A 24811-nucleotide genomic window follows, 5' to 3' on the forward strand; every position below is an offset into this window, starting at 1 on the left:
TGAAAACGGGCTACTAGATTATACTTGGTTGCTAAAAAATCAACGATTTTCCCTTTGCCTTCGTCCCCCCACTGGAGTCCTAATAACACATCCATTTTCATTATTATAAGTAAATTATGCGCTTTTTAAATTTTCAAATGCTTCTTCTTCCGTATCCACTACACTAAATATAGCGTTAAGCTTGGTGATGATTAACAACTTCTGAACGCTCTCAGAAGGTTTTAGCAAGCATACCTCACCACCCTTATTTCTAAATTTAGTAAGTATTGTAATTAACACACCGATACCGCTACTATTGATATATCTAAGTTCTGAGATATCTACCACACAAAGTCTAACCCCTTCTTGAACATAACCACTGATCTTATCCATTAAATCAGCGCCACTATCTTCTCCAATAAGATCCCCTTCTAAACTTAGGACAAGTACATCCTCTTTTAAATCAAAATTATAGTTCATATCGAATATTGGAATGTTTCTTTTAAGCAGATTGCTCTTGGTTCAACTTGGCGCGACAGTCACCACAAATTCCATAAAGGTTTAGTGAGTGATGCAGAATATCAAAATTCAGAAGTTCCCCAACCATTGTTTGGATATTATGTATCCTTGGATCACAGAACTCCACCACTTTGTGACACTCGGTACAGATAAGGTGGTCATGTTGCTTATAGCCATATGACTTTTCATACTGAGCCAAATTACGCCCGAATTGATGTTTACTTACGAGATCACATTCAACCAAAAGATCAAGTGTGTTATATACCGTAGCTCTACTCACCCTATAATTCTTATTCTTCATACTAATATAGAGTGACTCTACGTCGAAATGTCCATCGCGAGAGTAGATTTCTTCCAGAATTGCGTATCTCTCCGGGGTTTTTCTCAATCCCTTATTTTCAAGATAAGCCGTGAATATCTTCTTTACCTCTTCGTATACTTTCTCGTTAAGTGCCATTATGATTTGCTATCAAGATTACAAATATATGATTTCTTTTAGGAATGAAAGAAATCGCTAGTCATTATAATCAAAGCGTGAAACTTTTACTACTCCTTCCACTTTCTCCAACCTCTGGATAAGCAAATCTAAATGTACCGTATCATTTACGTAAAGCTTTATTTCCCCTTCGAAAATACCGGAGTCTGTATCTATAGACATAGACCTCATATTTACTTTTAGCTCTTCGGAAATAATAGATGACACATCATTGATAAGTCCCACCCTATCAGTGCCAATAATTTTGAGACCGGCGAGGAATGATGAGGCATATTGAGATGTCCACTTGGCTTTCACCACTCTATGCCCATGATTAGCAAGAAGCTCTGGAGCATTAGGACATGTGGTTCTGTGAATTTTAATACCTTCATTAACCGTGACAAACCCAAACACATTATCACCAGGAATAGGATTACAGCATTTGGATAGTTTATAATCCACCACATCCATATCCTCTCCTATTAGTAGGACATCGCTTTCCTTAACTTTTACAATTTCCTTTTCAAAGGTTTTAGCATCAGATATTTTATTATTAGAATGTCCTTTGATTGGATTTGCCGGCCTAAACTCTTTGAACTTTTTAAATTGTTTTAGATCAATTTCTCCTGATCCCACTTTTAAGAAGAGATCAAATTGGGTAGTAACATTAAAATAAGCCCTCAGTCTATCAAAAGTTTCTCGTGAGGCATCCACTTTGAGCTGCTTGAGTTTTCGAAGTGTTATTTCTTTCCCTTCATCGGCAATAAACTTTTTATCCTCTTTAAGCTCGTCTTTTATCTTAGCCTTCGCCTTGGATGATACCACAAATCGCAACCAGCCTTCATTCGGCTTTTGCTTGCTTGAAGTTAGTATCTCTACCTGATCCCCATTTTTCAATTCATAGTTAATAGGTACAAGCTTTTGGTTTACTTTGGCGCCGATACACCTGGCACCTATTTCTGTATGAATGTCGAAAGCAAAATCTAACGCGGTAGCACCATGCGGAAGCGTTTTCAAATCACCCTTTGGAGTGAAGATAAACACCTCTTCATTAAATAGGTTGCCTCTAAAGTTATCTACAAACTCTAGTGCACTGGAATCATTTTGTTCCAGCATGTCTCTTACCTTATTGATCCATTGGTCCAGACCTGAAGGCTGTCCGTGAGAATTATCTTTATACTTCCAATGCGCTGCGTAACCTTTCTCGGCAATCTCATCCATTCGTTTGGTTCGAATCTGAACCTCAACCCACTGGCCGTTCCTTGCCATTACCGTGGTGTGCAACGACTCGTAGCCGTTTGCTTTGGGCGTACTGATCCAATCTCTTAATCTATCAGGATTTGGCTTGTAAAAATCAGTAACAATAGAATATACTAACCAACAGGCGGCCTTCTCATTCTCAGGCGTGGTATCTATTATTATTCTTATGGCAAAGAGATCATACACCTGATCAAAAGGAATATTCTGTTTCTTCATCTTATTCCATATTGAATAAACAGATTTTGGTCTTCCTTTAATAATGTAGTTTAGGCTATGCTCATTCAGTTCTTTCTGGAGAGGCCTGATAAAGCTTTTGATAAACCTGTTCCTTACCTCTTTTGTAGAGGCAATCTTCTTTATGATCTTGGTGTAGGTCTCATTTTCAGTATAACGCAAATACAAATCTTCCATCTCAGATTTGATAGCATACAAACCCAACCTATGCGCCAGTGGTGCATAAAGAAATATGGTTTCAGAAGCTATTTTGTACTGCTTATTTACTGGCATACTACCGAGAGTACGCATATTATGTAGTCTATCAGCAAGCTTTACTAGAATTACCCTTACATCTTCAGACAACGTAAGGAGCATTTTCCTAAAGTTTTCGGCCTGCTGAGAACTACCATGTTCGAATACCCCTGAGATCTTTGTGAGGCCATCTATGATACGAGCTATCTTTTTACCAAAGTCTCGCTCTATATCATTAGTAGTCCAGTCTGTGTCTTCAACCACATCATGCAGCAACGCAGCTACTATAGAGGTAGTACCCAGGCCTATCTCGTCTACACAGATTCTGGCCACTGCTAATGGATGAAATATATAAGGCTCTCCGGATTTTCTTCTCATGCCTTCATGGGCATCCATAGAAGTTTTAAAAGCCTTTCTTATTATTTTGGAATCCCCGTCTTTTAGTATAGGTTTAGCCCTTCTGAGGAGCTGTCTATATTTGCGTATTATTTCCTTATTTTCTTCCTCAACGTCGATCGCAATCATATGGAAATTAATTTCTTAATTTTTTTTTCAAATTTATATTAAAAACATTGCAGTATAAAAAAAGTTTTTTACATTTGCACTCCCATTTATTACAAGCGGATGTGGCGAAATTGGTAGACGCACTAGACTTAGGATCTAGCGCCTCCGGGCATGGGGGTTCGAGTCCCTCCATCCGCACGATTAATCACCCTCAGTCGTGAACTCTTAAGAAAATTATGAGATCGAGATTGAGGGTTTTTATTTACTACATTTATCACTGTAAAAGAATACTGCTTTGGACATCACGTTAGACAAAAAAAGCCCCACAGAAGCGTCAATTAAAGTTACATTAAAGGAAAGTGATTACCAACCTAATGTAGAAGAAAAAGTAAAGGAATACGCGAAGAAAGCCAGCATTAAGGGTTTTAGACCTGGAAAAGTTCCAACAGGTTTAATTAAGAAAATGTACGGAAAGTCAATAGTTGTGGAAGAAATTAATAACGTTCTTTCTAAATCTCTATCTGACTATATTAAAGAGCAAAATATTCAACTTATCGGTGAGCCACTTCCAAACGAAGAGCAAGCTGCTAAGATCGACTGGGATAATCAGAAAGAATTTGAATTCGATTACCAGATTGGAATGGTAGATGATTTCAAAGTTGACATTTCTGACAAACAAAAAGTAAACTCTTACACTATTGAGCTAGACAAGAAAACTCTTGATGAAACTCTAGACAATGTAAAGAAGCAATTTGGTAACAGTGTAAACCCTGAAACCAGCGAAGAAGGTGATTCAATCTACGGCCTTTTCGAGCAGGTTGATGGCGACATTTCTAATGAAGGTTTATTAGAGTGGAGCAACATTGCTAAAAAAGAGCAAAAGAAATTCATCGGCCTAAAGCAAGATGACACTGTAGAGTTTGCAATAGAAAAGGTAATTGAAGATGCTCACGCTGTTATGCACCTATTGAATGTAGAGCATGATGCAGCTCATGACCTCAAAGGTAAGTTCAAGCTAACTGTTAAGAACATAAACAGAATGGAAGCGGCAGAACTTAACCAAGAGCTTTTCGATAAAGTATTCGGTAAGGATGCTGTAAAATCAGAAGAAGAATTTGTAAATAAAGTAAAGGAAACAGTAGAAGGTAACTACAAAAGAGAGACTGAGCTTTTCCTTGATCAAACTATAAAAGAGCACTTTGTAAGTAAAACAAAGATTGACATACCTGAAGAATTCTTAAAAGAATGGTTATTAAAGACCAATGACAAGATCACTCAAGAAGATCTTGATAGAGAATTTGGACAGTACGTTGAGTCTTTAAAGTGGGATCTTATCAAAAATAAGATTGCTGAAGACAAAGAGATTAAAGTGGAGAATGCAGAGGTAGTGGATAAAGCTAAATCTATGATCTTACAGCAATTAGGTGGTGCAGGTGCTGCTGAGCAACTAAAAGATCACATGGATGCTTTTGCTGACAACTACTTAAAAGCTGAGAACGGTCAGAACTACATGAAGGTATTTACTGAAGTAAGAGATGATAAAATCTTAGCTTATGTTAAAGAAAACATCAGCATTACTGATAAAAAAGTTGATGTAGAAGGATTTAAAAAAGCAGTAGAAAAGTAAACATTCTCTGTAAATAATACTTAATTAAAAAAGCCCTCTTTAGGGCTTTTTTTCGTAAGAGTAGATATGTTTAATAAAATCTTGTTATAATTGAGTATAACGGATTTTACAATAATTAAGGCTTATAAAAACGATGATAAACAGAGAAGAATTTAGAAAATATGCAGTGAAGCATCAGGGTATAAGTGGACAAACTTTTGATGACTACGCGAACACTGTTCAAAATATGACTCAATATGTTATTGAGGAAAGACCTGGTAACTTTAGAGCGATAGATGTATTTACCAGACTTATTTCTGACAGAATTATATTCTTAGGAATGGGTGTGGATGATCAGATAGCTAATATTATTACTGCTCAACTCTTGTTTTTAGAGTCTAGTGACCCTAAAAAGGATATTATTATGTATATTAATAGTCCTGGAGGATCAGTATATGCAGGTTTAGGCATGTATGATACTATGCAGTATGTAAGCCCAGATGTGGCTACTATTTGTACAGGTATGGCTGCTTCCATGGCTGCAGTACTTATGTCTGCTGGTCAGAAAGGGAAAAGAGCTGCTCTGCCACATTCCAGAATCATGATTCATCAACCTAGCGGCGGCATGCAAGGACAATCTAGAGATATGGAGATTACCTTGAAGCAAATGCAAGAATTAAGAAAGGATCTTTATGAAATATTATCTCATCATACAGGTCAGAAATATGATAAGATTGAGGCTGATTCAGACAGAGATTACTGGATGAGAGCTCAGGAGGCTAAAGAGTACGGCCTTATTGATGAAGTACTTGTAAGAAAGAAATAATATAATTATGGCAGAAGTAACTTGCTCATTTTGTGGGAGGAATAAGAAGGATGTTGATTTAATGATATCTGGAATACACGCGCACATATGTGATAAGTGTATCACCCAGGCCAATCAGATTCTTTCAGAAGAGAAGAAGTCCAACAATGGAAATGAAGGAGAACCGAACTTCAATCTGGTAAAACCTAAAGAAATGAAGGCTTATCTGGATGAGTTCGTGATAGGGCAAGATGAAGCTAAAAAAGTGATATCAGTAGCTGTATACAATCATTACAAGAGATTGATGCAGAAGAAGTCCGAAGACGATGTGACTATTGAAAAATCTAACATCGTAATGGTAGGAGAAACCGGTACTGGAAAGACCTATTTAGCACGAACCCTTGCGAGAATTCTTCAGGTACCATTTTGTATAGCAGATGCTACAGTATTAACTGAAGCTGGATATGTAGGTGAGGATGTAGAAAGCATCTTGACTCGTTTATTGCAAGCTGCGGATTACGATACTGAGGCTGCTGAGAGAGGGATTGTATACATAGATGAATTAGATAAGATTGCTAGAAAGTCTGACAACCCATCTATCACCCGAGATGTAAGTGGTGAAGGTGTACAGCAGGCTCTTCTTAAGCTTTTAGAAGGCACCACAGTGAACGTTCCACCTCAGGGAGGACGCAAGCATCCAGATCAGAAGATGATCTCTGTAAACACAGAAAACATTCTTTTCATCTGTGGAGGAGCTTTCGACGGAATTTCTAGAAATATTGCTAAGCGTATCAACACTCGTCCTATGGGATTTGCGTCTTCAGAAGATGCTCTGAAACCATTAGATGTGGAGAATGATAACTTATTACAATATATCACAGCTCAGGATCTGAAAAGCTTTGGGCTCATCCCAGAGCTTATAGGTAGAATGCCTGTGCTTACATTCTTAAATCCTCTAGATGCTGATGCTTTAAGACAAATCTTAACAGCTCCTAAGAATGCTCTTATCAAACAATACAAGAAATTGTTTGAGATGGAAGACATTGAGGTAGAGTTTAAGGATGGAGCTCTAGATTTTATAGTAGAGAAAGCTGTGGAGTACAAACTTGGAGCTCGTGGTCTAAGATCTATTTGTGAGGCCATTATCAACGATGCCATGTTTGAGATGCCATCTGATGATAAAGCTAAGAAATTGACTATCAACAGATCTTATGCTGAAGAGCAGTTCAGCAAGTCTAAATACAGTAAATTAAAAGTGGCGTAAGCCATTTTCATATAGACATAAAAAAAGCCCATTTTAAACGGGCTTTTTTTATGTTCTAATTTTATTTATTAGCTAGGTATCTGTTCAAATTTCACAGATGCTTCCCCCTTGTATGCCTTTCTAGACTTAAGATTCAACACCTGGAACATTTCATCATCGCTCACCACATCATTATTAGGTGTGGTTAAAAGCTTATCTCCAGCAAATATTGAGTTAGCACCTGCCATGAAGCAAAGGGCTTGTTCTTCCATATTCATTTTCACTCTACCTGCAGATAGTCTAACCATTGCCTGTGGCATGATAATTCTTGCTGTAGCTATCATTCGGATCATTTCCCAAACAGAAACTCTCGGTTGTTCTGCTAATGGAGTACCTTCTACAGGAACTAGCGCGTTTACAGGAACTGACTCAGGGTGTTCTTCTAAGGTAGACAGTGTTAAAAGCATTCCTATCCTGTCATTATCAGACTCTCCCATTCCTATGATACCACCAGAACAAACTGAAATCTTAGCTTTTCTCACATTATCAATGGTATCTAACCTATCATCATAAGTACGTGTAGAGATAATTTCATCATAGTGCTCTTCACTAGTATCCAGATTATGGTTATATGCATATAAGCCCGCATCTTTCAGTTTTACAGCCTGCTCCTCAGTAAGCATTCCCAAAGTACAGCAAACCTCCATATCCATGGCGTTCACTCCCTTCACCATGTCTAATACACGATCAAAGTCTTTGTTATCTCTTACTTCTCTCCAGGCTGCTCCCATACAAAAACGAGTACTACCTGAGTCTTTAGCCTCTTTAGCTTTCTGTAATACTTCCTCCGTAGGAAGAAGCTTATGCACCTTCACATCGGTATGATATCTTGCTGCTTGCGGACAATACGCACAATCCTCTGGGCAACCACCTGTTTTCACTGATAACAATGTACAAACCTGCACCTCTCCCGTTTCATGAAACTCTCTATGAACGGTAGCCGCTCTATATATCAGATCCATTAATGGTGAGTTATAAATATCGGTTATTTCTTCTCTAGTCCAATCGTTGCGTATCTCTGTCATGTTATTTCGTATTTATTCACTCAAAGTAAGCACATCTTCGTTAAAAGCGCTTTAGCCTTGTGCTATTATTTTACTTTCGAGCCCTAATTTAGATTCAATTCATATGGTAATCTTGCCTGAACTCCACTAAGATTCTTAGTCTTATTAAGTAGTTCGTAGAAAGGATATAACTCTCCCAGCTCAGCCTGAATAGCCTTCGCTTTAGTATCACCCTCAAGGCCTTTGAAGAACTCTTCTAATATAGACTTTTGCTTAGGGTAGTATCTCACCTTGTAATCATCATCCAAATTGGCCATTTCAGCTGCAACTTCAATGGCATCATCAAAATCGCCAAGAATATCTACTAAGCCGTTAGCCTTACCTTGCTCTCCAGTCCAAACTCTACCCGAAGCTATTTCTTTTACGGCCTCCACGCTCATTCCTCTACCTTGAGCTACTTTAGAAACAAACGTTTCGTATCCTTGATTAATATCTTCTTGAATGATAGCCGCCTCCTGCTCAGTTAATGGTCTTGTTACGGTCATCATGCCCGAATATTCACCGGTATTTACTTCTTCATTGGTAATACCTAGTTTATTTTTCATGAAATCCTGAAAATTAAACATCACACCAAAAATTCCTATTGAACCTGTAATGGTATTTGGCTGTGCTATGATTGTATCGCAAGCCACACTCATGTAATATCCACCAGATGCAGCCAGATCTGACATAGAGGCTACAACAGGTTTCACCTCACTAGTTAATTTGATCTCACGCCACATTACATCAGATGCCACGAAGCTTCCTCCTGGCGAATTGATTCTTAATACCACAGCCTTAATCTCTTCATCCTCTCTGGCCTTTCTTATCTCCTTCACAAATGACTCTGAGCCGATGGTATTCATATCTCCTTTTCCAGACACGATCTCACCTGAGGCAATGATCACTGCCACCTCGTTCTTCGAACTTTTATAGGTACTGAAGCTCTTCTTATATTTATCATAGTCTATAAAGTCGATCTCATCATCTTTTTCTATTCCCACTGTACTCTTTAGGTAAGAAATAACACCGTCATAATATGTAAGGCTATCTACTAGCCCATATTTTACGGCATCAGATGGCTGACGTACTAGCATTTGATCAGACATTTTTTTAGTTTCTTCTGGAGATAACTTTCTACCAGAAGCCACATTATTTATCAAATGGCCATTGATACTATTTAGCATAGAAGTCATTTGTGCACGATTTTCTTCACTCATATCTTCTCTGATTAAAGGCTCGATAGCACTTTTATACTTACCTACTCTAAAAATCTGAGGTTTGATATCTAACTTATCAAAAAGGCCTTTGAAAAATGTAAGATTAGCACTGAGCCCATTAAATTCCAGTGAACCCTCAGGGTGCATATATATCTTATCTGAAACTGATGCTAAGTGATAAGCCGCTTCAGAATAATACTCCGCATAGGAAACTATGAATTTTCCCGATGACTTGAAGTCCTCTAACGCCAATCTAATCTCCTCCAACGTAGCTGAACCTGCAGAAATAAAGGAAGCATCTAAATAGATACCTTCAATTTTATCATCTTCTTTTGCATTCTTGATGCATTCTTTTAACTGCACAAGACCTATGGTATTAGGAGAAGTAGCTATAACTCCAATTTCAGCAAAAGGATTTTCAAACTCCACTTCTGATATTGGGCGATTTAATTTCAAGTGTAAAATACTTTTGTCACTCACACTCACTTTTTCTTCAGCAGAAAAAGCAGATACCACCACCAAAAACAGCACGAAACCAATACCTGTAAATACGATCAACGCTAGAAAGGCGGCCAGAAAGTTTCTTAAAAATTTCATTCGTTCAAATTATTATTTTTATAAATCACGATGCTATAAACACCATTATTAACTAGTCTAAAACTTGTAAAGCTTTATAAACAGAGACTTCACAAGCAAACAAATTTAATAACTAAAAAACACATAAATAGGGGCACTTTCCTAATTTTGAAGAGATTTATGATAGAAGGAATATATTTACTCTTAGGCTCAAATTTGGGTGATAAAAGACTGCTACTTCAGGAGGCTTGTCAGAAAATTGAAGAACAGATTGGAAAAGTGAAACAGCTTACTGCCATTTACGAAACTGCGGCTTGGGGAAAGGAGGATCAGCCTTCTTTTTACAATCAAGTACTGGAGATAGAAACCGAATACGCACCTGAACTACTGCTGCAAAAGACTCAAGCAATAGAAAATGAGATGGGTCGGGTAAGAATGGAGAAGTGGGGTAGCCGCATTATTGACATCGATATTTTATACTATAACTCAGAAGTTTTAACTAAAGATGAGCTGGTAGTACCTCATCCAGGCATTCCTGACAGGCGATTTACATTGACTCCATTAACAGAAATAGCTCCTGATTTTGTGCATCCTATTCTAGGATTAACAAACCAGAAGCTACTTCAGCAATGTACTGACATGCTGCCAGTGCAGAAAATTTCCTTAGATTAAGTTTAGATAGTTACCCCAGAAACCTCAACCTCTGCGGCAATCTTCTTTACTAATCCTTGTAATACTTTTCCAGGTCCACACTCTACAAATTCAGTGGCGCCATCGCTCACCATTTGCTGTACGGACTGAGTCCACTTTACAGGCGCTGTAAGCTGGGCAATCAAGTTTTCTTTTATTACTTCAATATCTGATGCCGCCTGTCCATTAACATTCTGATATACGGGGCAAATTGGAGTAGAGAAAGTAGTATTTTTAATAGCTGCCTCTAGTTCTACTCTAGCTGGCTCCATTAAAGGCGAATGAAATGCTCCACCTACTGCTAATGGCAATGCTCTTCTCGCTCCTGCTTCCTTCAGTTTCTCACAAGCCTCTGTAATAGCTTCATTAGATCCTGAAATCACCAACTGACCAGGGCAATTATAGTTTGCAGCTACCACCGTACCTTCAATAGCAGCGCAAATCTCTTCCACTTTGGAATCTTCAAGGCCTAAAACTGCAGCCATGGTAGAAGGATTTACCTCACAAGCTTTTTGCATAGCATCTGCACGTTGAGAAACAAGCTTAAGGCCATCCTCAAAAGTAAGGCATTGGTTGGCTACTAGAGCTGAGAATTCACCTAATGAATGCCCCGCTACCATGTCAGGCTTAAAGTCACTTACCTGAGTAGCTAATATTACAGAATGCAAAAATATAGCCGGTTGTGTTACTTTGGTCTGCTTTAAATCATCTGCAGATCCTTCGAACATAATATCAGTAATTCTGAAACCAAGGATATCATTGGCCGCCTCGAACATGCTCTTAGCTTTTTCATTACCATCATAAAGATCTTTACCCATCCCAGAAAACTGAGCTCCCTGTCCGGGAAATACATATGCCTTCATATTAAATAATATTATTTTTTAAAATAAAGTATTGACTAACTGCGATCAATAACGTGGCCGCAAAATTAGAACATTTTTAGTAAGCATCTAAAAATCGTTGTTTCAACTCTGGAGTAGGGATCCGGCATTGGTCTTTTTTACCGAACCATCGATATCTGTTTCGAGCTATAATATTGTAGAAAAAATCTCGAATAAAGGCTGGCACTAATCTTAAAACTGAGAGTATAGGCCATAAACCTCCCAAATTTGAGAATATTCTTAAAGCTGCTGAACTTCGAAAAGAAATCTTGCCATTAGGCTGCAGTAAAACAACAGAACTCAGATAGGCTGGATTGAAATCATATTTACTCAAAATAGTTTGAGCCTCTGGCGATTGAAGGGAGCTAAACAGGTATTTCTTTTCCTTATCTCTATCAATAATGAAGTTCACAAAACCATTGCAAAGATTACAAACTCCATCAAAAAAGATAATAGCCTTCTCTTCTTCAAGGATTACCTCACTATCTGAACCCATCCTTTGATCTTCTTCTTAGCCTTGGAAGGATCTACCACATCGAAAGTAACTTCAGCCAGATAATAATATACTCCTGATGATAAGGCTTTCCCTGTATCATCACGACCATCCCAATCAATGTAGATTCCATTCTCTGTACCAGCTACTCCTTGATATTCGTATACTTTACCTCCCCATCGGTTAAACACCGTAAAATCAACAGCTTCAACAAAGCGAGCACATTTAGACTCATCTATTTCACCACATTTGTTCTTCAAATTTCTATTCTCATCATAGATATTGCCTCTTTTACCAAATGCACTGAATAAGTCATTACAATCATCACTATTAGGTGTCAATAGATTTGGAAGCTCGTAGTATGGGCAGTTATCCAGGCAGGATTCATCACTAAACTCACTTACGTTACCCGATCTATCTACGGCTCTTACTTTGTAACATCCCTTAAATGAATTCAAATTACGGTGAGTAAATGATTCTGTCTGACTTGTTCCAACCAATTCAAATTCTGATTCCGTGGTACTAGCGAAGAATATTTCATAATACAGTAAATCTTCTACCTTGCAATCTCCAACAAAGTCTACCTCCCAGGTAATTTCATTAGAGAAGTCACTAAGATCGCATCCTATATCTTCACAATCTCTTTCCTGAATAGTAAGAATAGGCTTACAAGGAGCCACTGTATCAGTAGGTTGCGCACAAATGATTTGAGAATAATTTTCTAATGGTGTATAGATAAGTGGATTTCCATAAGTTCCTTTAGTCATCACTCTGTAGCAATAAAGTCTATCATCTCGAAGAGGCGTATTATTAAATTGACCTGAATCTATATATACAAATCCATTTTCAATTACATCAACTTCATCTATTAGGACCAGCTCATCTTCAGTATCTCCTTCTTCACCTCTAAATATAAGATGTCTACTGTCTTCTGGCGGTGAGGCTACAGAATTTGACCACGGTACTATAGCGGCCCACTCCAATCTAATCCTATTTAACTCCGGCGTTGGTGTTAGTCTTACTGATGAAGCAGGGAAAGATTCAATTTCATCACCTCCATCTTCCAGCACCACTTTATAGTTGTACGCAAGATCCTTTGTATTTAGACCCGTATCTGTAAAAGTGGTTAGCTCAGGATCAGTAGCTTCTACTAAAATATCCGTGGTTGTAATAAGTGTATTTGGAGTATTGCTCTGACCTTCCGCACGATAGATCTTGTATTGTAGAGGATAAGTCAAGTCTCCTTTATCAAATGGAGCCATCCACTCTAACTGTATCTGCCCATTGGCCTCATCTGTAACGGCAACTGAAACTTTTGTGATAACGGGCTCAGTTGCCAAATTTGGTTCAGCACATACCTCATCCGACACAATACTTTCTCCTCCAAAAGGATCTGGGAAAACAGCCACTAATCGATAACAATACTTAGCTCCAGGAGCCAAATCGCTATCTCTATAGGTGACAGCATCAGGATTTACTTCGGTAAGTAATGAATAGCCTGAGTTTTCTCGGATTCCTGTTTCACATTCTTCAGGAACATAAGGATTGCTGTCTACTCTTCTCCAAATCTGAATGCTACTTGCATTGGCACAGGAATAACTGGTCCAATCTAAAACTATGCTTTGATTCTCTTGAGTCGCTGCCACTAACTCTGGTGCAGGACCTACTATTGTAATGTTCCAAGTAGCGAAACTTACTAATCTTGGCCCTTCTGGAGGATTATCTGTTACTTTAAAAATAACTTGATATGGTTCTTCTCTAATATCTGCACATTCTGTAGCCCATTGAAAATCAACATTCAATGGTGAACTTCTGAAAACTGAATCAGGATCAAGACTAACATCAGGATCTGAAAATATAGGAGAAGCTGCCTCCACTTTCACAGGATCTCCATCAGGGTCTGTAGCAATTATAGTCTCCTGAATAAGTTCACCCGCTTCCACGCAAATGTCTTCTGGAATTTCTAACTCAGGCCTCTCATTTTCACAGTCTTCAACTATAATCTGCATATCTCTGGTAACATAGCCTATCTGTCTCCATTGGCCTGCCACCAGTCTAAATTCTTTAACAATAAAGGCCACATTATATTCTCCTATTCTCTCGAATGAAGGGGCATCCCATTTTAATTCACCTGAAGCCGCATCTATGGAGATAGAAGGAGGACCATCTAAAGTTTCATTACCCTGACCGTAAGTAGAAGGGTAGAAAATATTATCATCAGGATCTTCGTAACCTACTACATTGATGCCTTGATCCATTTTCGGGATAACCATTTCGAAGGATAAACTATCTCCATCAGGATCGTATGCTCCTGGGTTGTGGAAGAATGCTACTCCCGGACAAGCTCTGTCTATTGGCGGAATCTGAAGAACAGGAGAATTGTTACAGCCAATAATAGCTCCTACAATTATCTCTGTCTCTACGTAGAAGGTGGTATTCACAGAGTTATCAATATTCAAGATGCCTTCATTCCTGTTAGGCTCCTGATAACCTATTTTATATCTTCCTGCAGAAGGAAAGTTATGTGTAATGGTAAAACTAGCAGTACCTACCTCATCTCCTAAATCAGATCGTGTAGTGTTTTCTATCTGGGGTAGTTGCACAGGGTCTGAGCCATCGCCAAACGTCAAGAAACCTTCGCCGAATTTAACGTCTGAACCGGTATCTGTATAAACTACTATTGTTATTTCAAATTCCAGGCTGGAACAATCCAAACGCCTGACGATAATTTCTCCAGCTCTCAAGTGAGTAGCCATAGCTTGATTGAATACTGCCAAAACAGCAATAAGAAGTGAGGAGAATAAGAGTTTGATGATATTAGTAGCGAAGTTATTCACAGAGTCTCTCAGATGATCATTGAAATATTGAACATTAAATTTAAGCAATAAGTTACATAATTTACTAATTAAATAACCATATGCCTATACCCATGCTTTTTACTTTACGTTCAAAACGTAATATTAGTTTATAATTGCATAGAAATCAGAGAATAAAATGAGAGTAGTAGGCGAAATACCCCATAAAGATTGTAAGATCACCATCTTTCAATGGAATGAAAAATACATTGTTAAAATAGAGCAGGGTAATCTAGAGCAGTCATTTAAAATTAATCAACTTGACCTCACTAGTGAAGATGAGGTTTACGAGGTGGTGAATGAGGCGTTCATCCAAAATGTGATGAATAATTTCAATGCCATGCATCAAATTTTCTCAAAAGCCCTAAGCGAGGTTCTATAATTATGCACGTAGCAGGTGAAGCTATACTGGCCTTATGCTATTTCAAAAAAGAAGGGGATCAAAAAAATGCCCTCTATCTTTCTAAAGATCACCTCTTTGTAAGAGAAAAAGGGGTGCTCAGCAATTTTGAAATTGATGCCATCCAGAATATAACCTTCGGACATAGAGTTATTTTACTCCCGATAGTGATAGGTGGAATACTAGCTCCTCTAAGCTTGCATGCTTTGCTTAATCATTATTATAACATTTGGCTATTATTTTCTTTGGTATTGATTGGAGTCATGCTTATTTATTATGGCATTCAGGGCACTGATGTATTGACTTTGCATACCGCAGTTAAGAATTATGACTATTTCATCAGCACCAAATCCCTGAACCTGCAGAGTTATGTATCCTATGTGAAAGCTTATAAAAATGACCCTTCTATTACTGAGAAGTTTTACATCAAAGTGGCGGAAGAAGATTGGCTCAGGGCACGTCAGCAGGGGGTGCTTTCTATCAATGAATCTGCACGGCTTTTTTATCTTCATGAATATCACCAGATAGCCCAATCAGAAGGATATGTGATAGTAAGTATATCTGCAGGCAAAACCAATGTTCGATTTGAGGAAAGCCCTGAACATACCTACCTCATTCCTGTTATTGATCAGGACATTCCGATAGAATATCTGACACTAGTTTAGTCTCATTATAGAGTTTCCAGTATATTTGGGACTCACAAAATCTTTCTAATGAAGCCAAAGGGCAAGTCTAAGACCAAATCTTATAAACCCATATTACCCGGCACCAAGGATTGGCCGGTTGTTTTGCTCAGCAAAAACAGAAAAGAATTCATTGAAAGGGTGGTTGAAGAGTCGCTTAACAGGATTAAGGAAGCTAACCCTGGTACCCAGGAATTAAGAGAAGAGCTAGAAACGACGTTGCACCGTGAAAAGCTTAGAATAAAGCAGAATCCATGGCGTGTAGACCCTCCTGATGAATACAAGTTTTGGAACGAGGTAAAAAACGACCTTCTTGATCTTGCCGGACTGAGCGAATCTCGAAAAAAGGAAGAAGAAATATTACGCAGGATCATAAGCAGGTATGCTCATGAGATAGCGGGTAATTTCAAGAAAAGCCGATATAAACTGACCCGTGAAATAGTAAAGTTTGGTTTCGCCAGACTTTTGAATGCTACCCGGGTAAAACGTTTCGGAGCCTTTTTCAGAAACCAATATACCCTTAGAGATAAAATCCAGATAACAGGTAAAATAAAGCAGCTAAGAAAATTAGCTAAGCAGGGCACTGTGGTTATGGTGCCAACCCATTTTAGCAACCTGGATTCAGTACTTATAGGATGGATTATTCATGTATTAGGTTTACCAGCATTTATTTATGGTGCAGGGCTTAATCTTTTCAACATAAAGATATTCGCCTACTTTATGAACAGTCTTGGTGCGTATAAAGTGGATAGAAGAAAGAAAAACTTCATTTACATAGAGACGCTTAAGGTATACTCAAACCTGGCTCTGCAAGAAGGTACACACAGCCTATTTTTCCCGGGTGGTACGCGTTCTCGTTCCGGTGAAATAGAAAGTCATCTAAAGCTAGGGCTTTTAAGTACCGCCATGGAAGCTCAAAGGAGCATTTTCATGAACCATCCTAACAATGATGGTAAAAAGATATTTGTGGTACCCGTAACTATCAATTACAACTTTGTATTGGAGGCTCCTGCACTTATCCATGAGCACCTGGAAAAGTTAGGTGGTGAAAAGTATTATGTAGAGAATGATGAATATTCATCATCTTACAAAATGCTGAAGTTCCTATTCAAGTTCTTCACAAAGGGATCTGACATATCAGTAAGTATTGGTCGTGGCATGGACCTTTTAGGTAATTACGTGGATAATTCCGGGCGAAGCATTGATAAACAAGGCCGCTTTATAGATACCCGAGACTATTTCACCTCCAATGGCCAGGTTACCGTAGACAAGCAAAGAGAAGACGAATACACAAGACGTTTAGGACAAATCGTTGTAAAGGAATTTCATCGAATAAACAGGGTTTTCTCAAGCCATCTGGTAGCGTACGTTGCTTTTGAAATGCTGAGAAGGCAATATCCAAAATTAGACTTATACGACTTCCTTAGGTTGCCTGAAGAAGATCTCTTCATTAAATATGAAGACTTTAAAGATTGCTTTGGAAAGGTCAGAAGGCAAATTTTCAAGTTGAAAAAGAATAAGTTGGTCAACACTGCCCCTCACCTCAAAGGCAATATTGATGACGTTATAAAACTAGGAGTTGAAAATGTGGGCATGTATCACAGTAAACGCCCACTTCTATACAATAAGGCCGGAGATATTGTAACTAAGGACTTAAACATATTATACTACTATCACAACCGCATGAATGGCTATGACCTCGACAACCAATTCTAAAAAACCTATAGGAGTAATAGGAGCCGGTAGTTTTGGCTCAGCCATAGCTAACATTCTCGCAGAAAAGAATGAGGTTTTGCTATACGCTCGTGATAGTGCTACAGTAAAAAAAATAGCCGAAGAAAAAGAAAACAGAGGCCATAAATTACACACAAACATTACTGCCACTGGGGATCTAAGTTACTTGGCCAGTAGCTGTGATATCATCTTTCCTATAGTACCTTCTTCTGCATTTAGAAGCATGATGCAGCAGTTATCACCATATCTACATCCTTATCATATTCTTATACATGGCACCAAGGGCTTGGACATTTCAATACCCGAAGGTGAAAGCCTTGACAGCATTACATCCTTGAACCGAGAGAATATCAAAACCATGAGTGAGGTAATCATGGATGAAAGTGTGGTATTGAGAGTAGGCTGCCTGGCAGGACCTAACCTGGCCAAAGAAATGGCAGCACAACAGCCTGCAGCCACCGTGGTGGCAAGCCATTACCGCGAGGTGATTAAAGAAGGCGAAAGACTCTTGAGAAACGACCGTTTTCAAGTGTATGGAAATAATGATCTAATAGGCATAGAACTAGCCGGTGTATTGAAAAATATTATCGCTATTGCTTCAGGGGCACTTAGTGGGTTAGGGCTGGGTGAAAATGCTAAAGGCCTATTAATTAGCCGTGGAATGGTGGAAATGATTCACCTTGGTAAAATCATGGGTGGCGATGTTCATGCATTTTTGGGTGTTGCAGGTATTGGAGACTTAGTAGCCACTTGTAACAGTACCCTGAGTAGAAACTATACAGTAGGATACAGATTAGCCAAGGGAGAAACTCTTCAGGATATCATCGAAACTATGGAAGAGGTGGCCGAAGGGGTTAACACTGTGAGAATTGCCAAGAAACTGGTAGAGGCAGAAAAAACAAGAGCCCCAATCACTGAGGCTCTGTATGAGGTTTTATTCGAGAACCTTACCGTTGATAAGGCACTACAGATGTTAATGAGATATCCATACAATGTGGATATTGATTTTATTTAAGCTTCAATAGCGCTTTTTATCTTCTCTGCTACTTCAGTTAGCTCTTCTTGTGAAGGGCTAAGCTTAGGTTTAGCAAAATTAATGTCTCCCACAGCATTTAGAGGTACCAAATGGATATGAGTATGAGGTACTTCTACTCCAATTACGGCTACACCTATGCGCAGGCAAGGAATCACCTTTTCAATACCTTTAGCTACCTTTTTAGCGAAAATATTTAGTCCGGCCAATGTATCATCATCCAGATTAAAGATATAGTCAACCTCCTTTTTAGGCACTACCAGGCAATGTCCTTTTACTAAAGGGCTGATATCTAAAAAAGCGATATACTGGTCATCTTCAGCCACTATATGACCTGGAATCTCTCTGTTTATGATTTTAGTGAAGATAGATGCCATTATACTCCGATTTCTACGATTTCAAATTCAATTTCTCCACCCGGAGTTTGGATCTTCGCGCTATCTCCTTCTTTCTTTCCTAATAATCCTTTACCAATAGGTGATTGTACTGAAATTTTACTGGCTTTAAGATCAGCCTCTTCTTCAGAAACCAAAGAGTAAGTAAAGACAGCACCATTTTTCTTATTCTTAATTTTAACCTTAGAAAGAATAGAAACTTTGGAAGTATCAATGCTACTTTCATCAATAACTCTAGCGTTACCCACAACCTCTTCCAACTGAGCAATTTTAGCTTCTAAATGACCTTGAGCATCCTTTGCTGCATCATACTCAGCATTTTCACTAAGATCACCTTTATCTCTTGCTTCGGCTATTTGCTTGGCTATATCAGACCTTCCTTTTGTCTTTAAACCATTAAGCTCGGCTTTCAACTTATCTAAGCCTTCCTTAGTATAATAAGCTACCTGTCCCATATTTTATTTAATATTTATAATCGCTATAAAAAACAAATAACGGCCTCTGATTAGAAACCGTTTAAAATTATTTCTGTGTAGTATAGTAAGAATACAAAGGTAGTTTTTTCTTACAGATGTTCAAAATGTAAGGAATAACTACTTTCCTACCAGCTCTGGCATGTTGGACTTGATTTGATTTAAAATCTCATCATCAAATTTTGCCAGGTAGAGCGTTTTGGCTTGTGTAAGCTGCTCTATAGTTAGGCCTTTAGCACCTCGCAAGTCTGCCTTATACAAACTAGCATTTTCAAAATCTGCTCCGGTAAGGTAGCAGTTAGCAAGATTAGCCTCCATGAGAAACGCATTCTTAAAATTACTCTTAATTAAGAATGCTCCCTCTAGCTGTGCTTTTATAAGATAAGCATCCTTGAAGTTAGCTCCACTGGCATAAGCTCCTTTTAATGAAGCCTGATTCAGGTTAGAGTTTTCAAGGTTAGTTTGGTTCAGACGGGTATTTTCTAAGTTGGTTTCAATAAGAAAAGCATTAGAAATATCCGCTGAGTTCAGGTTAGAACTCGCTAAGTTAACATAGTTGAGATTGGTTCTTGCCAGGTGGCAGTTTACCAGATTGATCTCATGAATGTTATGCCTGTTCAGCCTTTTAATATTACCTACCGTTCTAAAAGCGGCCTCTTCAGATTCCCACAAACGGAAATCATCTATTTCATCTCTATAAGTTCTAATTCTCTGGCGTATCTCTCCGTTCTTATTTAACCAGAATATAAGCATACCGATCACCGCGATATCGAATAGCATACCGTGAGCCTCTGCCAGTACCTGTCCAAAAAACGAATGAAAATCGGACAGATAATATTGTAAACTTAAGCCAATTACTATGATAGACAACACCACCAATACGATAGCTGACGTAAGTAGTGGTTTCTCAATAATTGAGTTTACATATTCTACAAATTTCTTATTCTGATTTTTCAGCAACATTGTGCGCTTTTACCCCAAAAAATTAAAGTTTCGTCCCCTATTCCAATCTATATTAGCAAAAACCAAACAAAAAATAAATGTCAGTTCGTTATTAATTTAATATGCAATATGTAATAAATTTCACTGAATTTCGTTCAAAAAGTCTTTTATTTTACTCACAAGGACCTTATTTATACGCTCATACGATTCAAACGACCAGCCGGCTATATGTGGCGTAAGTATGGTTTTATCTGATTTTGATAAATATTCGAATGATTTTCTTTGCAACTCCGTTAAAGTCTTAAGTTTTTCATTCTCAAGCACATCCAGTGCAGCGGCTTTAATCTTTCCTTCTTGCATGTGTTGGCACACACCATCCAAAGGCACCACCTCTCCTCTTGAAGAATTGATAAAGTATATTTTTTTAGCGAATTGATTGATATAATCATAATCTACCATGCTCCTCGTTTCTTCAGTAAGTGGGATATGCAAACTAAGCACATCAGCCTCAGAATATACTTCTTCCATGGTGGCTTGCTTCACCTGTTCATCACCATAATCAGACTTATATTTATCGTAAGCTAATATATTAACTCCCAATCCTTTAAGTTTTTTAGCGAAAGACTGTCCCATAAACCCATAGCCGATGATGGCCACCGTTTTACCTTCAAGCTCCTCTCCTCGATTTCCTTCTCTATCCCATTCGAAAGCACGCACCTCTTTGTCTGCCTTCACCACATTATTCATAAGCGATAATAGCATGCCCAAACATTGCTCGCCTACAGCATTTCGGTTTCCCTCGGGGGCATTGAAAATGGCTATATTCTTTTCTGCCAGCACTTTTTCATCCAAATTATCTATACCAGCTCCGGCCCTACCAATAAACAACAATTTATCCGCACCTGCCACCAGTTCTTCATCTACCTTCACTTTACTCCTTACAATTAAACCCTCATATTCAGAGATGACACTTAGAATCTCCTCTCGGGTAATAGTAGGTTGGTAATCTGGCTGCACTCCAATCTCTCGCAAATCTTGCTCAATACTTTCATGCATATAATCAACTATGAGACATTTCATTTCTTATTTTCTATTTGTAGTTGGTGGGTATATTGAAATTAGCAATTTTCTTTATGACAATGCTATAACAACATATGAACCGTGTAAAAATATATGGCCAAGCCCATTACATCATTAGTAGTTGTTATGAACGGACCGGATGCTAAGGCAGGATTAAAGCCAAATTTATCTAAAATTAATGGTGTGATTGTACCTATAAAAGAAGCAATCAATACCACACTAAAAAGAGCGATTGAAACTACTAATGACAGACTAGTTGTACCTCCGGTTAATACATTTCCTCCATAAACCAGACTAGCCAATACGGCGCCGTTCAAGGCCGCTACCATAAACACCTTAAATAATCTCTTTCTTAAGCTATCGCTAAAAGCAGAAGGGTTAGCTAAGCTTTGGAGTACTATGGAAGATGACTGAATACCAACGTTACCACCAGTAGCCTGAATAAGTGGAATAAAGAAAGCAATAGCCGTAATTCTGGTGAGTTCTTCTTCAAATACTCCAATCAGGCGAGCACTAATAAAACCACCTATTACACCTACAATTAGCCAGGGTAATCTTGCTCTGGTGAGCATCCATACACTATCCGCTTCTTCGACGTCTTCGGATATACCAGACATCATCTGTCTTTCCTCATCCGCTAGTTCGGTAATTACATCTACCACGTCATCAATAGTGATTCGCCCAAGCAGCTTGCCTTGCACGTTTATTACTGGCACAGCTTCCAAATCATATTTTCGCATTACCTGAGCCACCTCTTCCTCAGACATATATGTTTCCACAGCAGTTACTCCAGGATCATAGATGTCAGCTATGTGCATGTTATCCTCAGAAAGGATAATTTTCTTTAACGAAACTCTACCCAGAAGCTTATCATGATCATCCACCACGTAAACTGAATACAGCTTTTGCACATTTTCAGCCTGCCTGCGAATCTCCTCTATACACTGTACCACTGTCCAGTTTACATTCGCTTTTATAAGCTCCTTGGCCATGAGACCACCCGCCACATCTTCATCGTACCTTAACAGGTCCAGAATGTTGGCTTCCTTCTCTTCATTATCAATGCTGGCAATAACCTCTTCCCTATCCTTTATCGGTAGTTCGTTCAGGATATCTACTGCATCATCAGAATCAAGATGGTTTACTATTTGAGAAATCTCATTAGGCTCAAATACTTTTAGAAATTTACTTCTAATATCCTCATCCAGGTCATTGATAATGTCTGCTCGTATTTCAGAAGGCAGAAGATCTATAACGTATTTAGATTCTTCAGTATTAAATTCATGAAGTAAGGTAGAGATATCGGCAGGATTCACCCCTTCCAGTGTAGCAATGATAAAAGCCTCATCGCTATCTGTAACCGCTTGTTCAAACCGCTCCCTATACTCTTTAGTGAGCTCAAACTTCATTAATTCTTCCACTATCTATTTGGTTTGTCAGTTCTTGAAAATCTTCAACAGCTAGCTCTTCAGCACGTTTATCTAAAATGGGGAGTAGTTTTAATTCATCACTCAAATTTAGAGGTTTTAAAGCGTTACGCAATGTTTTCCTCCGGTTTTGGAAGCCCTGCTTTACCACTGTTTTAAACAATGCCTCATCACAGTCTAAACTCTTCCTACTATTTCTTACTAACCTTATCACACCAGACTGAACTTTAGGTGGAGGGTCAAAAACATCTCTACCTACAGTGAAAAGATATTCTACATCATAGAAAGCCTGAAGAAAGACACTGAGTATGCCGTATGTTTTATTTCCAGGAGGTGACGTTAATCTTTCAGCCACTTCTTTCTGCAGCATACCCACCACTTCGATAACGCTGTCTCTGTCATCTAGAATCTTAAAGAAAATTTGAGACGAAATGTTATATGGAAAGTTACCTATCACTATATATTTATCTCCTACATACTCACGTAAATCCATCTTAAGAAAATCACCATAAATAATTTTCTCAAGTTGCGAATAATGTTTTTTCAGGTAATCAATCGATTCTTTATCAAGATCAATTAGCACCAGATCATCTTTATAATCTTCGGCTAAAAATTGCGTAAGCACGCCCGTTCCGGGGCCTATTTCCAATATTTTTATACCTTGCTGATGACACCTTACCCCCTTCACAATATCTAGTGCTATACTCTGATCAGTAAGAAAATGCTGCCCCAGGTGTTTCTTTGGTTTTACCATGTTTTTTTCAATGAATAGAAAATGCTTTAAATTGCGTACACCTTTAAGTAAAGATTTAACCAACGCTAAAGCTGGCGGCTAAAGTTATTAAAAAAATAATGAGCAATCATTCAAAACATCCGGATAAAGCAAGAATAGGAATCACTCTAGGAGACATTAATGGCATAGGCCCGGAGGTCACCATTAAAGCCCTTAGAGATAATAGACTTTTAAATTATATCACCCCAGTTATATATGGCTCTACTAAAGTGCTTTCATATTATAGAAAGGCACTAAAAATAGAGGACTTTAATTACACTCAGGTGAAGGATGACGGCAAATTTCAAAGCAGAAAAGTAAACGTTATCAACTGCTGGAATGAGATGATAGAGATTAAAACTGGTGAAGTAACACCCGAAGGAGGAAAAGCATCTTTCAACGCTCTGGAAAAAGCCACGGCTCATCTCAAGGAAGGATATATTGATGCTCTAGTAACGGCACCTATTAATAAGGACAACATTCAAAACGACAACTTTAAGTTCGCTGGCCACACTGAATATCTTACCAGTAAATTTGGAGCCGAGGATAGTCTAATGTTCATGACTACAGAAAACCTGAAAATCGGTGTAGTTACAGGCCACTTGCCATTAAAAGATGTTAGCAAAAAGCTAAACAAAGATCTGCTTCTGAAGAAATACTCCATCATGGAGCAGTCACTGATTAATGACTTTGGCATTATGAAACCTAAAATAGCCATACTGGGCCTTAACCCTCATGCTGGTGAAAATGGTTTATTAGGTAAAGAAGAAAATGAGCTGATCATTCCGGTTATCAATAAGCTTAAGAATGAAGGCAAGCTGGTATATGGCCCTTTCCCGGCTGATGGCTTCTTTGGTAAAAATGATTATTCAAAATTCGATGCCGTGTTAGCCATGTATCATGACCAAGGCTTAATTCCTTTCAAAACATTAGCTTTTGAAAATGGAGTTAATTTCACTGCAGGGCTACCTATTATAAGGACTTCTCCAGACCATGGCACTGCTTATGATATTGCAGGTAAAAACATTGCAAGCGCCTCTTCTATGCTACACGCTATATATATGGCCAAAGATATTTGCACCATACATGAAGACAGGAAGGAGATGGCTGGGGAAAGCAAGTCTTAAATTGCTATATATTTTTCATTGAAGTATACCTGCATTTATAACTATTTATGAAGGACTTATGTTTATTT

Annotated in this window: 24 protein-coding genes and 1 tRNA gene (1 of these 25 only partly in view); 10 read left to right on the top strand and 15 right to left on the bottom strand. The window is 38.3% G+C overall.

Translation table 11 applies throughout. From position 1 onward, the window contains the following. The 4 genes in view from LVD16_RS24825 to LVD16_RS24840 are tightly spaced (at most 57 nt apart) and all read right to left on the bottom strand, a layout consistent with a single transcriptional unit that may run on beyond the window. On the bottom strand, positions 1–101 hold the 5' portion of the coding sequence (locus tag LVD16_RS24825) for an adenylosuccinate synthase (RefSeq protein WP_233770999.1). The gene continues 1186 nt to the left of window position 1, outside the view; only the first 101 of its 1287 coding nucleotides appear in the window; it begins with the start codon at positions 99–101; its stop codon lies off the left edge, out of view. Between the two features lie 13 nt (positions 102–114). Continuing rightward, positions 115–459: an STAS domain-containing protein gene (locus LVD16_RS24830; protein ID WP_233771000.1), complete on the bottom strand. Its 345-nt coding sequence runs from the start codon at positions 457–459 to the stop codon at positions 115–117. Positions 460–481: 22 nt separating this feature from the next. Beyond that, entirely contained in the window at positions 482–955 is a 474-nt protein-coding gene (locus LVD16_RS24835) for a Fur family transcriptional regulator (RefSeq protein WP_233771001.1), read from the bottom strand. A gap of 57 nt (positions 956–1012) precedes the next feature. Continuing rightward, a complete protein-coding gene (locus LVD16_RS24840) occupies positions 1013–3226 on the bottom strand; it encodes a RelA/SpoT family protein (protein WP_233771002.1) in 2214 nt (737 codons plus the stop codon). 95 nt (positions 3227–3321) lie between these two features. Here LVD16_RS24840 and LVD16_RS24845 point away from each other — a divergent pair. The 4 genes from LVD16_RS24845 to clpX all read left to right on the top strand — a co-directional run bounded on the left by LVD16_RS24845 (position 3322) and on the right by clpX (position 6880). Continuing rightward, a tRNA-Leu gene (locus tag LVD16_RS24845) sits at positions 3322–3403 on the top strand. A 97-nt stretch (positions 3404–3500) separates the two neighbouring features. Further along, positions 3501–4832, top strand: coding sequence for a trigger factor (locus LVD16_RS24850; RefSeq protein WP_233771003.1), 1332 nt, complete (start codon positions 3501–3503; stop codon positions 4830–4832). 133 nt (positions 4833–4965) lie between these two features. After that, positions 4966–5637, top strand: a complete 672-nt coding sequence (locus LVD16_RS24855; protein WP_305038992.1) for a ClpP family protease — start codon at positions 4966–4968, stop codon at positions 5635–5637. A 7-nt stretch (positions 5638–5644) separates the two neighbouring features. After that, positions 5645–6880: an ATP-dependent Clp protease ATP-binding subunit ClpX gene (clpX, locus tag LVD16_RS24860; protein WP_233771004.1), complete on the top strand. Its 1236-nt coding sequence runs from the start codon at positions 5645–5647 to the stop codon at positions 6878–6880. A 68-nt stretch (positions 6881–6948) separates the two neighbouring features. Here the strand turns inward: clpX and bioB are convergent, their stop codons facing one another. Further along, positions 6949–7944 (bottom strand): biotin synthase BioB, encoded by a 996-nt coding sequence (gene bioB / locus LVD16_RS24865; RefSeq protein WP_233771005.1) that lies wholly within the window; start codon positions 7942–7944, stop codon positions 6949–6951. 83 nt (positions 7945–8027) lie between these two features. Then, a complete protein-coding gene (sppA, locus tag LVD16_RS24870) occupies positions 8028–9779 on the bottom strand; it encodes a signal peptide peptidase SppA (protein ID WP_233771006.1) in 1752 nt (583 codons plus the stop codon). A 159-nt stretch (positions 9780–9938) separates the two neighbouring features. Between sppA and folK the strand changes: the two genes are divergently transcribed. Beyond that, complete coding sequence (gene folK, locus LVD16_RS24875) at positions 9939–10430, top strand: 2-amino-4-hydroxy-6-hydroxymethyldihydropteridine diphosphokinase (RefSeq protein ID WP_233771007.1); 492 nt, start codon at positions 9939–9941, stop codon at positions 10428–10430. Positions 10431–10432: 2 nt separating this feature from the next. On the opposite strand, the gene fabD is transcribed toward folK, so the two are convergent. The 3 genes from fabD to LVD16_RS24890 form a co-directional block, all read right to left on the bottom strand. After that, a complete protein-coding gene (fabD, locus tag LVD16_RS24880; RefSeq protein WP_233771008.1) occupies positions 10433–11311 on the bottom strand; it encodes an ACP S-malonyltransferase in 879 nt (292 codons plus the stop codon). Positions 11312–11387: 76 nt separating this feature from the next. Beyond that, positions 11388–11825: a thiol-disulfide oxidoreductase DCC family protein gene (locus tag LVD16_RS24885; protein WP_233771009.1), complete on the bottom strand. Its 438-nt coding sequence runs from the start codon at positions 11823–11825 to the stop codon at positions 11388–11390. Then, positions 11804–14707: a T9SS type B sorting domain-containing protein gene (locus LVD16_RS24890; RefSeq protein ID WP_233771010.1), complete on the bottom strand. Its 2904-nt coding sequence runs from the start codon at positions 14705–14707 to the stop codon at positions 11804–11806. Before LVD16_RS24890 ends, LVD16_RS24885 begins: the two co-directional genes overlap by 22 nt. 109 nt (positions 14708–14816) lie before the next feature. Between LVD16_RS24890 and LVD16_RS24895 the strand changes: the two genes are divergently transcribed. The 4 genes from LVD16_RS24895 to LVD16_RS24910 are packed head-to-tail and all read left to right on the top strand — an operon-like array spanning position 14817 to position 18509. Further along, entirely contained in the window at positions 14817–15059 is a 243-nt protein-coding gene (locus LVD16_RS24895; RefSeq protein WP_233771011.1) for a hypothetical protein, read from the top strand. Between the two features lie 2 nt (positions 15060–15061). Continuing rightward, a complete protein-coding gene (locus LVD16_RS24900) occupies positions 15062–15742 on the top strand; it encodes a hypothetical protein (RefSeq protein WP_233771012.1) in 681 nt (226 codons plus the stop codon). A gap of 48 nt (positions 15743–15790) precedes the next feature. Continuing rightward, entirely contained in the window at positions 15791–17476 is a 1686-nt protein-coding gene (locus LVD16_RS24905) for a 1-acyl-sn-glycerol-3-phosphate acyltransferase (protein WP_233771013.1), read from the top strand. Beyond that, the gene (locus LVD16_RS24910) at positions 17454–18509 is read left to right on the top strand and encodes an NAD(P)H-dependent glycerol-3-phosphate dehydrogenase (RefSeq protein WP_233771014.1); all 1056 of its coding nucleotides are present in this window, start codon (positions 17454–17456) and stop codon (positions 18507–18509) included. The genes LVD16_RS24905 and LVD16_RS24910 overlap by 23 nt, the downstream gene beginning before the upstream one ends. Here the strand turns inward: LVD16_RS24910 and LVD16_RS24915 are convergent. The 6 genes from LVD16_RS24915 to rsmA form a co-directional block, all read right to left on the bottom strand. Then, positions 18506–18904, bottom strand: a complete 399-nt coding sequence (locus LVD16_RS24915; protein WP_233771015.1) for an HIT family protein — start codon at positions 18902–18904, stop codon at positions 18506–18508. The two genes, LVD16_RS24910 and LVD16_RS24915, sit on opposite strands and share 4 nt — an antisense overlap. Next, positions 18904–19377 (bottom strand): transcription elongation factor GreA, encoded by a 474-nt coding sequence (greA, locus tag LVD16_RS24920; RefSeq protein ID WP_233771016.1) that lies wholly within the window; start codon positions 19375–19377, stop codon positions 18904–18906. Before greA ends, LVD16_RS24915 begins: the two co-directional genes overlap by 1 nt. Before the next feature lie 138 nt (positions 19378–19515). After that, positions 19516–20358, bottom strand: coding sequence for a pentapeptide repeat-containing protein (locus tag LVD16_RS24925; RefSeq protein ID WP_233771017.1), 843 nt, complete (start codon positions 20356–20358; stop codon positions 19516–19518). Between the two features lie 120 nt (positions 20359–20478). Next, on the bottom strand, positions 20479–21417 hold the full coding sequence (locus LVD16_RS24930; RefSeq protein WP_233771018.1) for an NAD(P)-dependent oxidoreductase: 939 nt from the start codon (positions 21415–21417) through the stop codon (positions 20479–20481). 62 nt (positions 21418–21479) lie between these two features. Continuing rightward, positions 21480–22826 carry a magnesium transporter gene (gene mgtE, locus LVD16_RS24935; protein WP_233774621.1) on the bottom strand — a complete coding sequence of 449 codons (1347 nt, stop codon included), beginning with the start codon at positions 22824–22826 and terminating at the stop codon, positions 21480–21482. Then, the gene (gene rsmA, locus LVD16_RS24940; RefSeq protein WP_233771019.1) at positions 22816–23598 is read right to left on the bottom strand and encodes a 16S rRNA (adenine(1518)-N(6)/adenine(1519)-N(6))-dimethyltransferase RsmA; all 783 of its coding nucleotides are present in this window, start codon (positions 23596–23598) and stop codon (positions 22816–22818) included. The genes mgtE and rsmA overlap by 11 nt, the downstream gene beginning before the upstream one ends. Positions 23599–23696: 98 nt before the next feature. On the opposite strand from rsmA, the gene pdxA reads away from it, so the two are divergent. After that, positions 23697–24743, top strand: coding sequence for a 4-hydroxythreonine-4-phosphate dehydrogenase PdxA (gene pdxA / locus LVD16_RS24945; protein WP_233771020.1), 1047 nt, complete (start codon positions 23697–23699; stop codon positions 24741–24743). The last annotated feature ends 68 nt before the right edge of the window (positions 24744–24811 follow it).

The sequence above is a fragment of the Fulvivirga ligni genome, from assembly GCF_021389935.1.
GTDB lineage: Bacteria > Bacteroidota > Bacteroidia > Cytophagales > Cyclobacteriaceae > Fulvivirga > Fulvivirga ligni.

Bases quoted from the DNA above. Each gene is read 5' to 3' on its own strand.
- LVD16_RS24905 (WP_233771013.1), top strand. From the start codon at position 15,791: ATGAAGCCAAAGGGCAAGTCTAAGACCAAATCTTATAAACCCATATTA.
- pdxA (WP_233771020.1), top strand. From the start codon at position 23,697: ATGAGCAATCATTCAAAACATCCGGATAAAGCAAGAATAGGAATCACT.
- clpX (WP_233771004.1), top strand. From the start codon at position 5,645: ATGGCAGAAGTAACTTGCTCATTTTGTGGGAGGAATAAGAAGGATGTT.
- LVD16_RS24930 (WP_233771018.1), bottom strand. From the start codon at position 21,417: ATGAAATGTCTCATAGTTGATTATATGCATGAAAGTATTGAGCAAGAT.
- LVD16_RS24885 (WP_233771009.1), bottom strand. From the start codon at position 11,825: ATGGGTTCAGATAGTGAGGTAATCCTTGAAGAAGAGAAGGCTATTATC.
- LVD16_RS24835 (WP_233771001.1), bottom strand. From the start codon at position 955: ATGGCACTTAACGAGAAAGTATACGAAGAGGTAAAGAAGATATTCACG.
- LVD16_RS24925 (WP_233771017.1), bottom strand. From the start codon at position 20,358: ATGTTGCTGAAAAATCAGAATAAGAAATTTGTAGAATATGTAAACTCA.
- LVD16_RS24855 (WP_305038992.1), top strand. From the start codon at position 4,966: ATGATAAACAGAGAAGAATTTAGAAAATATGCAGTGAAGCATCAGGGT.
- fabD (WP_233771008.1), bottom strand. From the start codon at position 11,311: ATGAAGGCATATGTATTTCCCGGACAGGGAGCTCAGTTTTCTGGGATG.
- LVD16_RS24895 (WP_233771011.1), top strand. From the start codon at position 14,817: ATGAGAGTAGTAGGCGAAATACCCCATAAAGATTGTAAGATCACCATC.
- greA (WP_233771016.1), bottom strand. From the start codon at position 19,377: ATGGGACAGGTAGCTTATTATACTAAGGAAGGCTTAGATAAGTTGAAA.
- folK (WP_233771007.1), top strand. From the start codon at position 9,939: ATGATAGAAGGAATATATTTACTCTTAGGCTCAAATTTGGGTGATAAA.
- mgtE (WP_233774621.1), bottom strand. From the start codon at position 22,826: ATGAAGTTTGAGCTCACTAAAGAGTATAGGGAGCGGTTTGAACAAGCG.
- LVD16_RS24830 (WP_233771000.1), bottom strand. From the start codon at position 459: ATGAACTATAATTTTGATTTAAAAGAGGATGTACTTGTCCTAAGTTTA.
- rsmA (WP_233771019.1), bottom strand. From the start codon at position 23,598: ATGGTAAAACCAAAGAAACACCTGGGGCAGCATTTTCTTACTGATCAG.
- bioB (WP_233771005.1), bottom strand. From the start codon at position 7,944: ATGACAGAGATACGCAACGATTGGACTAGAGAAGAAATAACCGATATT.
- LVD16_RS24900 (WP_233771012.1), top strand. From the start codon at position 15,062: ATGCACGTAGCAGGTGAAGCTATACTGGCCTTATGCTATTTCAAAAAA.
- LVD16_RS24910 (WP_233771014.1), top strand. From the start codon at position 17,454: ATGACCTCGACAACCAATTCTAAAAAACCTATAGGAGTAATAGGAGCC.
- sppA (WP_233771006.1), bottom strand. From the start codon at position 9,779: ATGAAATTTTTAAGAAACTTTCTGGCCGCCTTTCTAGCGTTGATCGTA.
- LVD16_RS24915 (WP_233771015.1), bottom strand. From the start codon at position 18,904: ATGGCATCTATCTTCACTAAAATCATAAACAGAGAGATTCCAGGTCAT.
- LVD16_RS24840 (WP_233771002.1), bottom strand. From the start codon at position 3,226: ATGATTGCGATCGACGTTGAGGAAGAAAATAAGGAAATAATACGCAAA.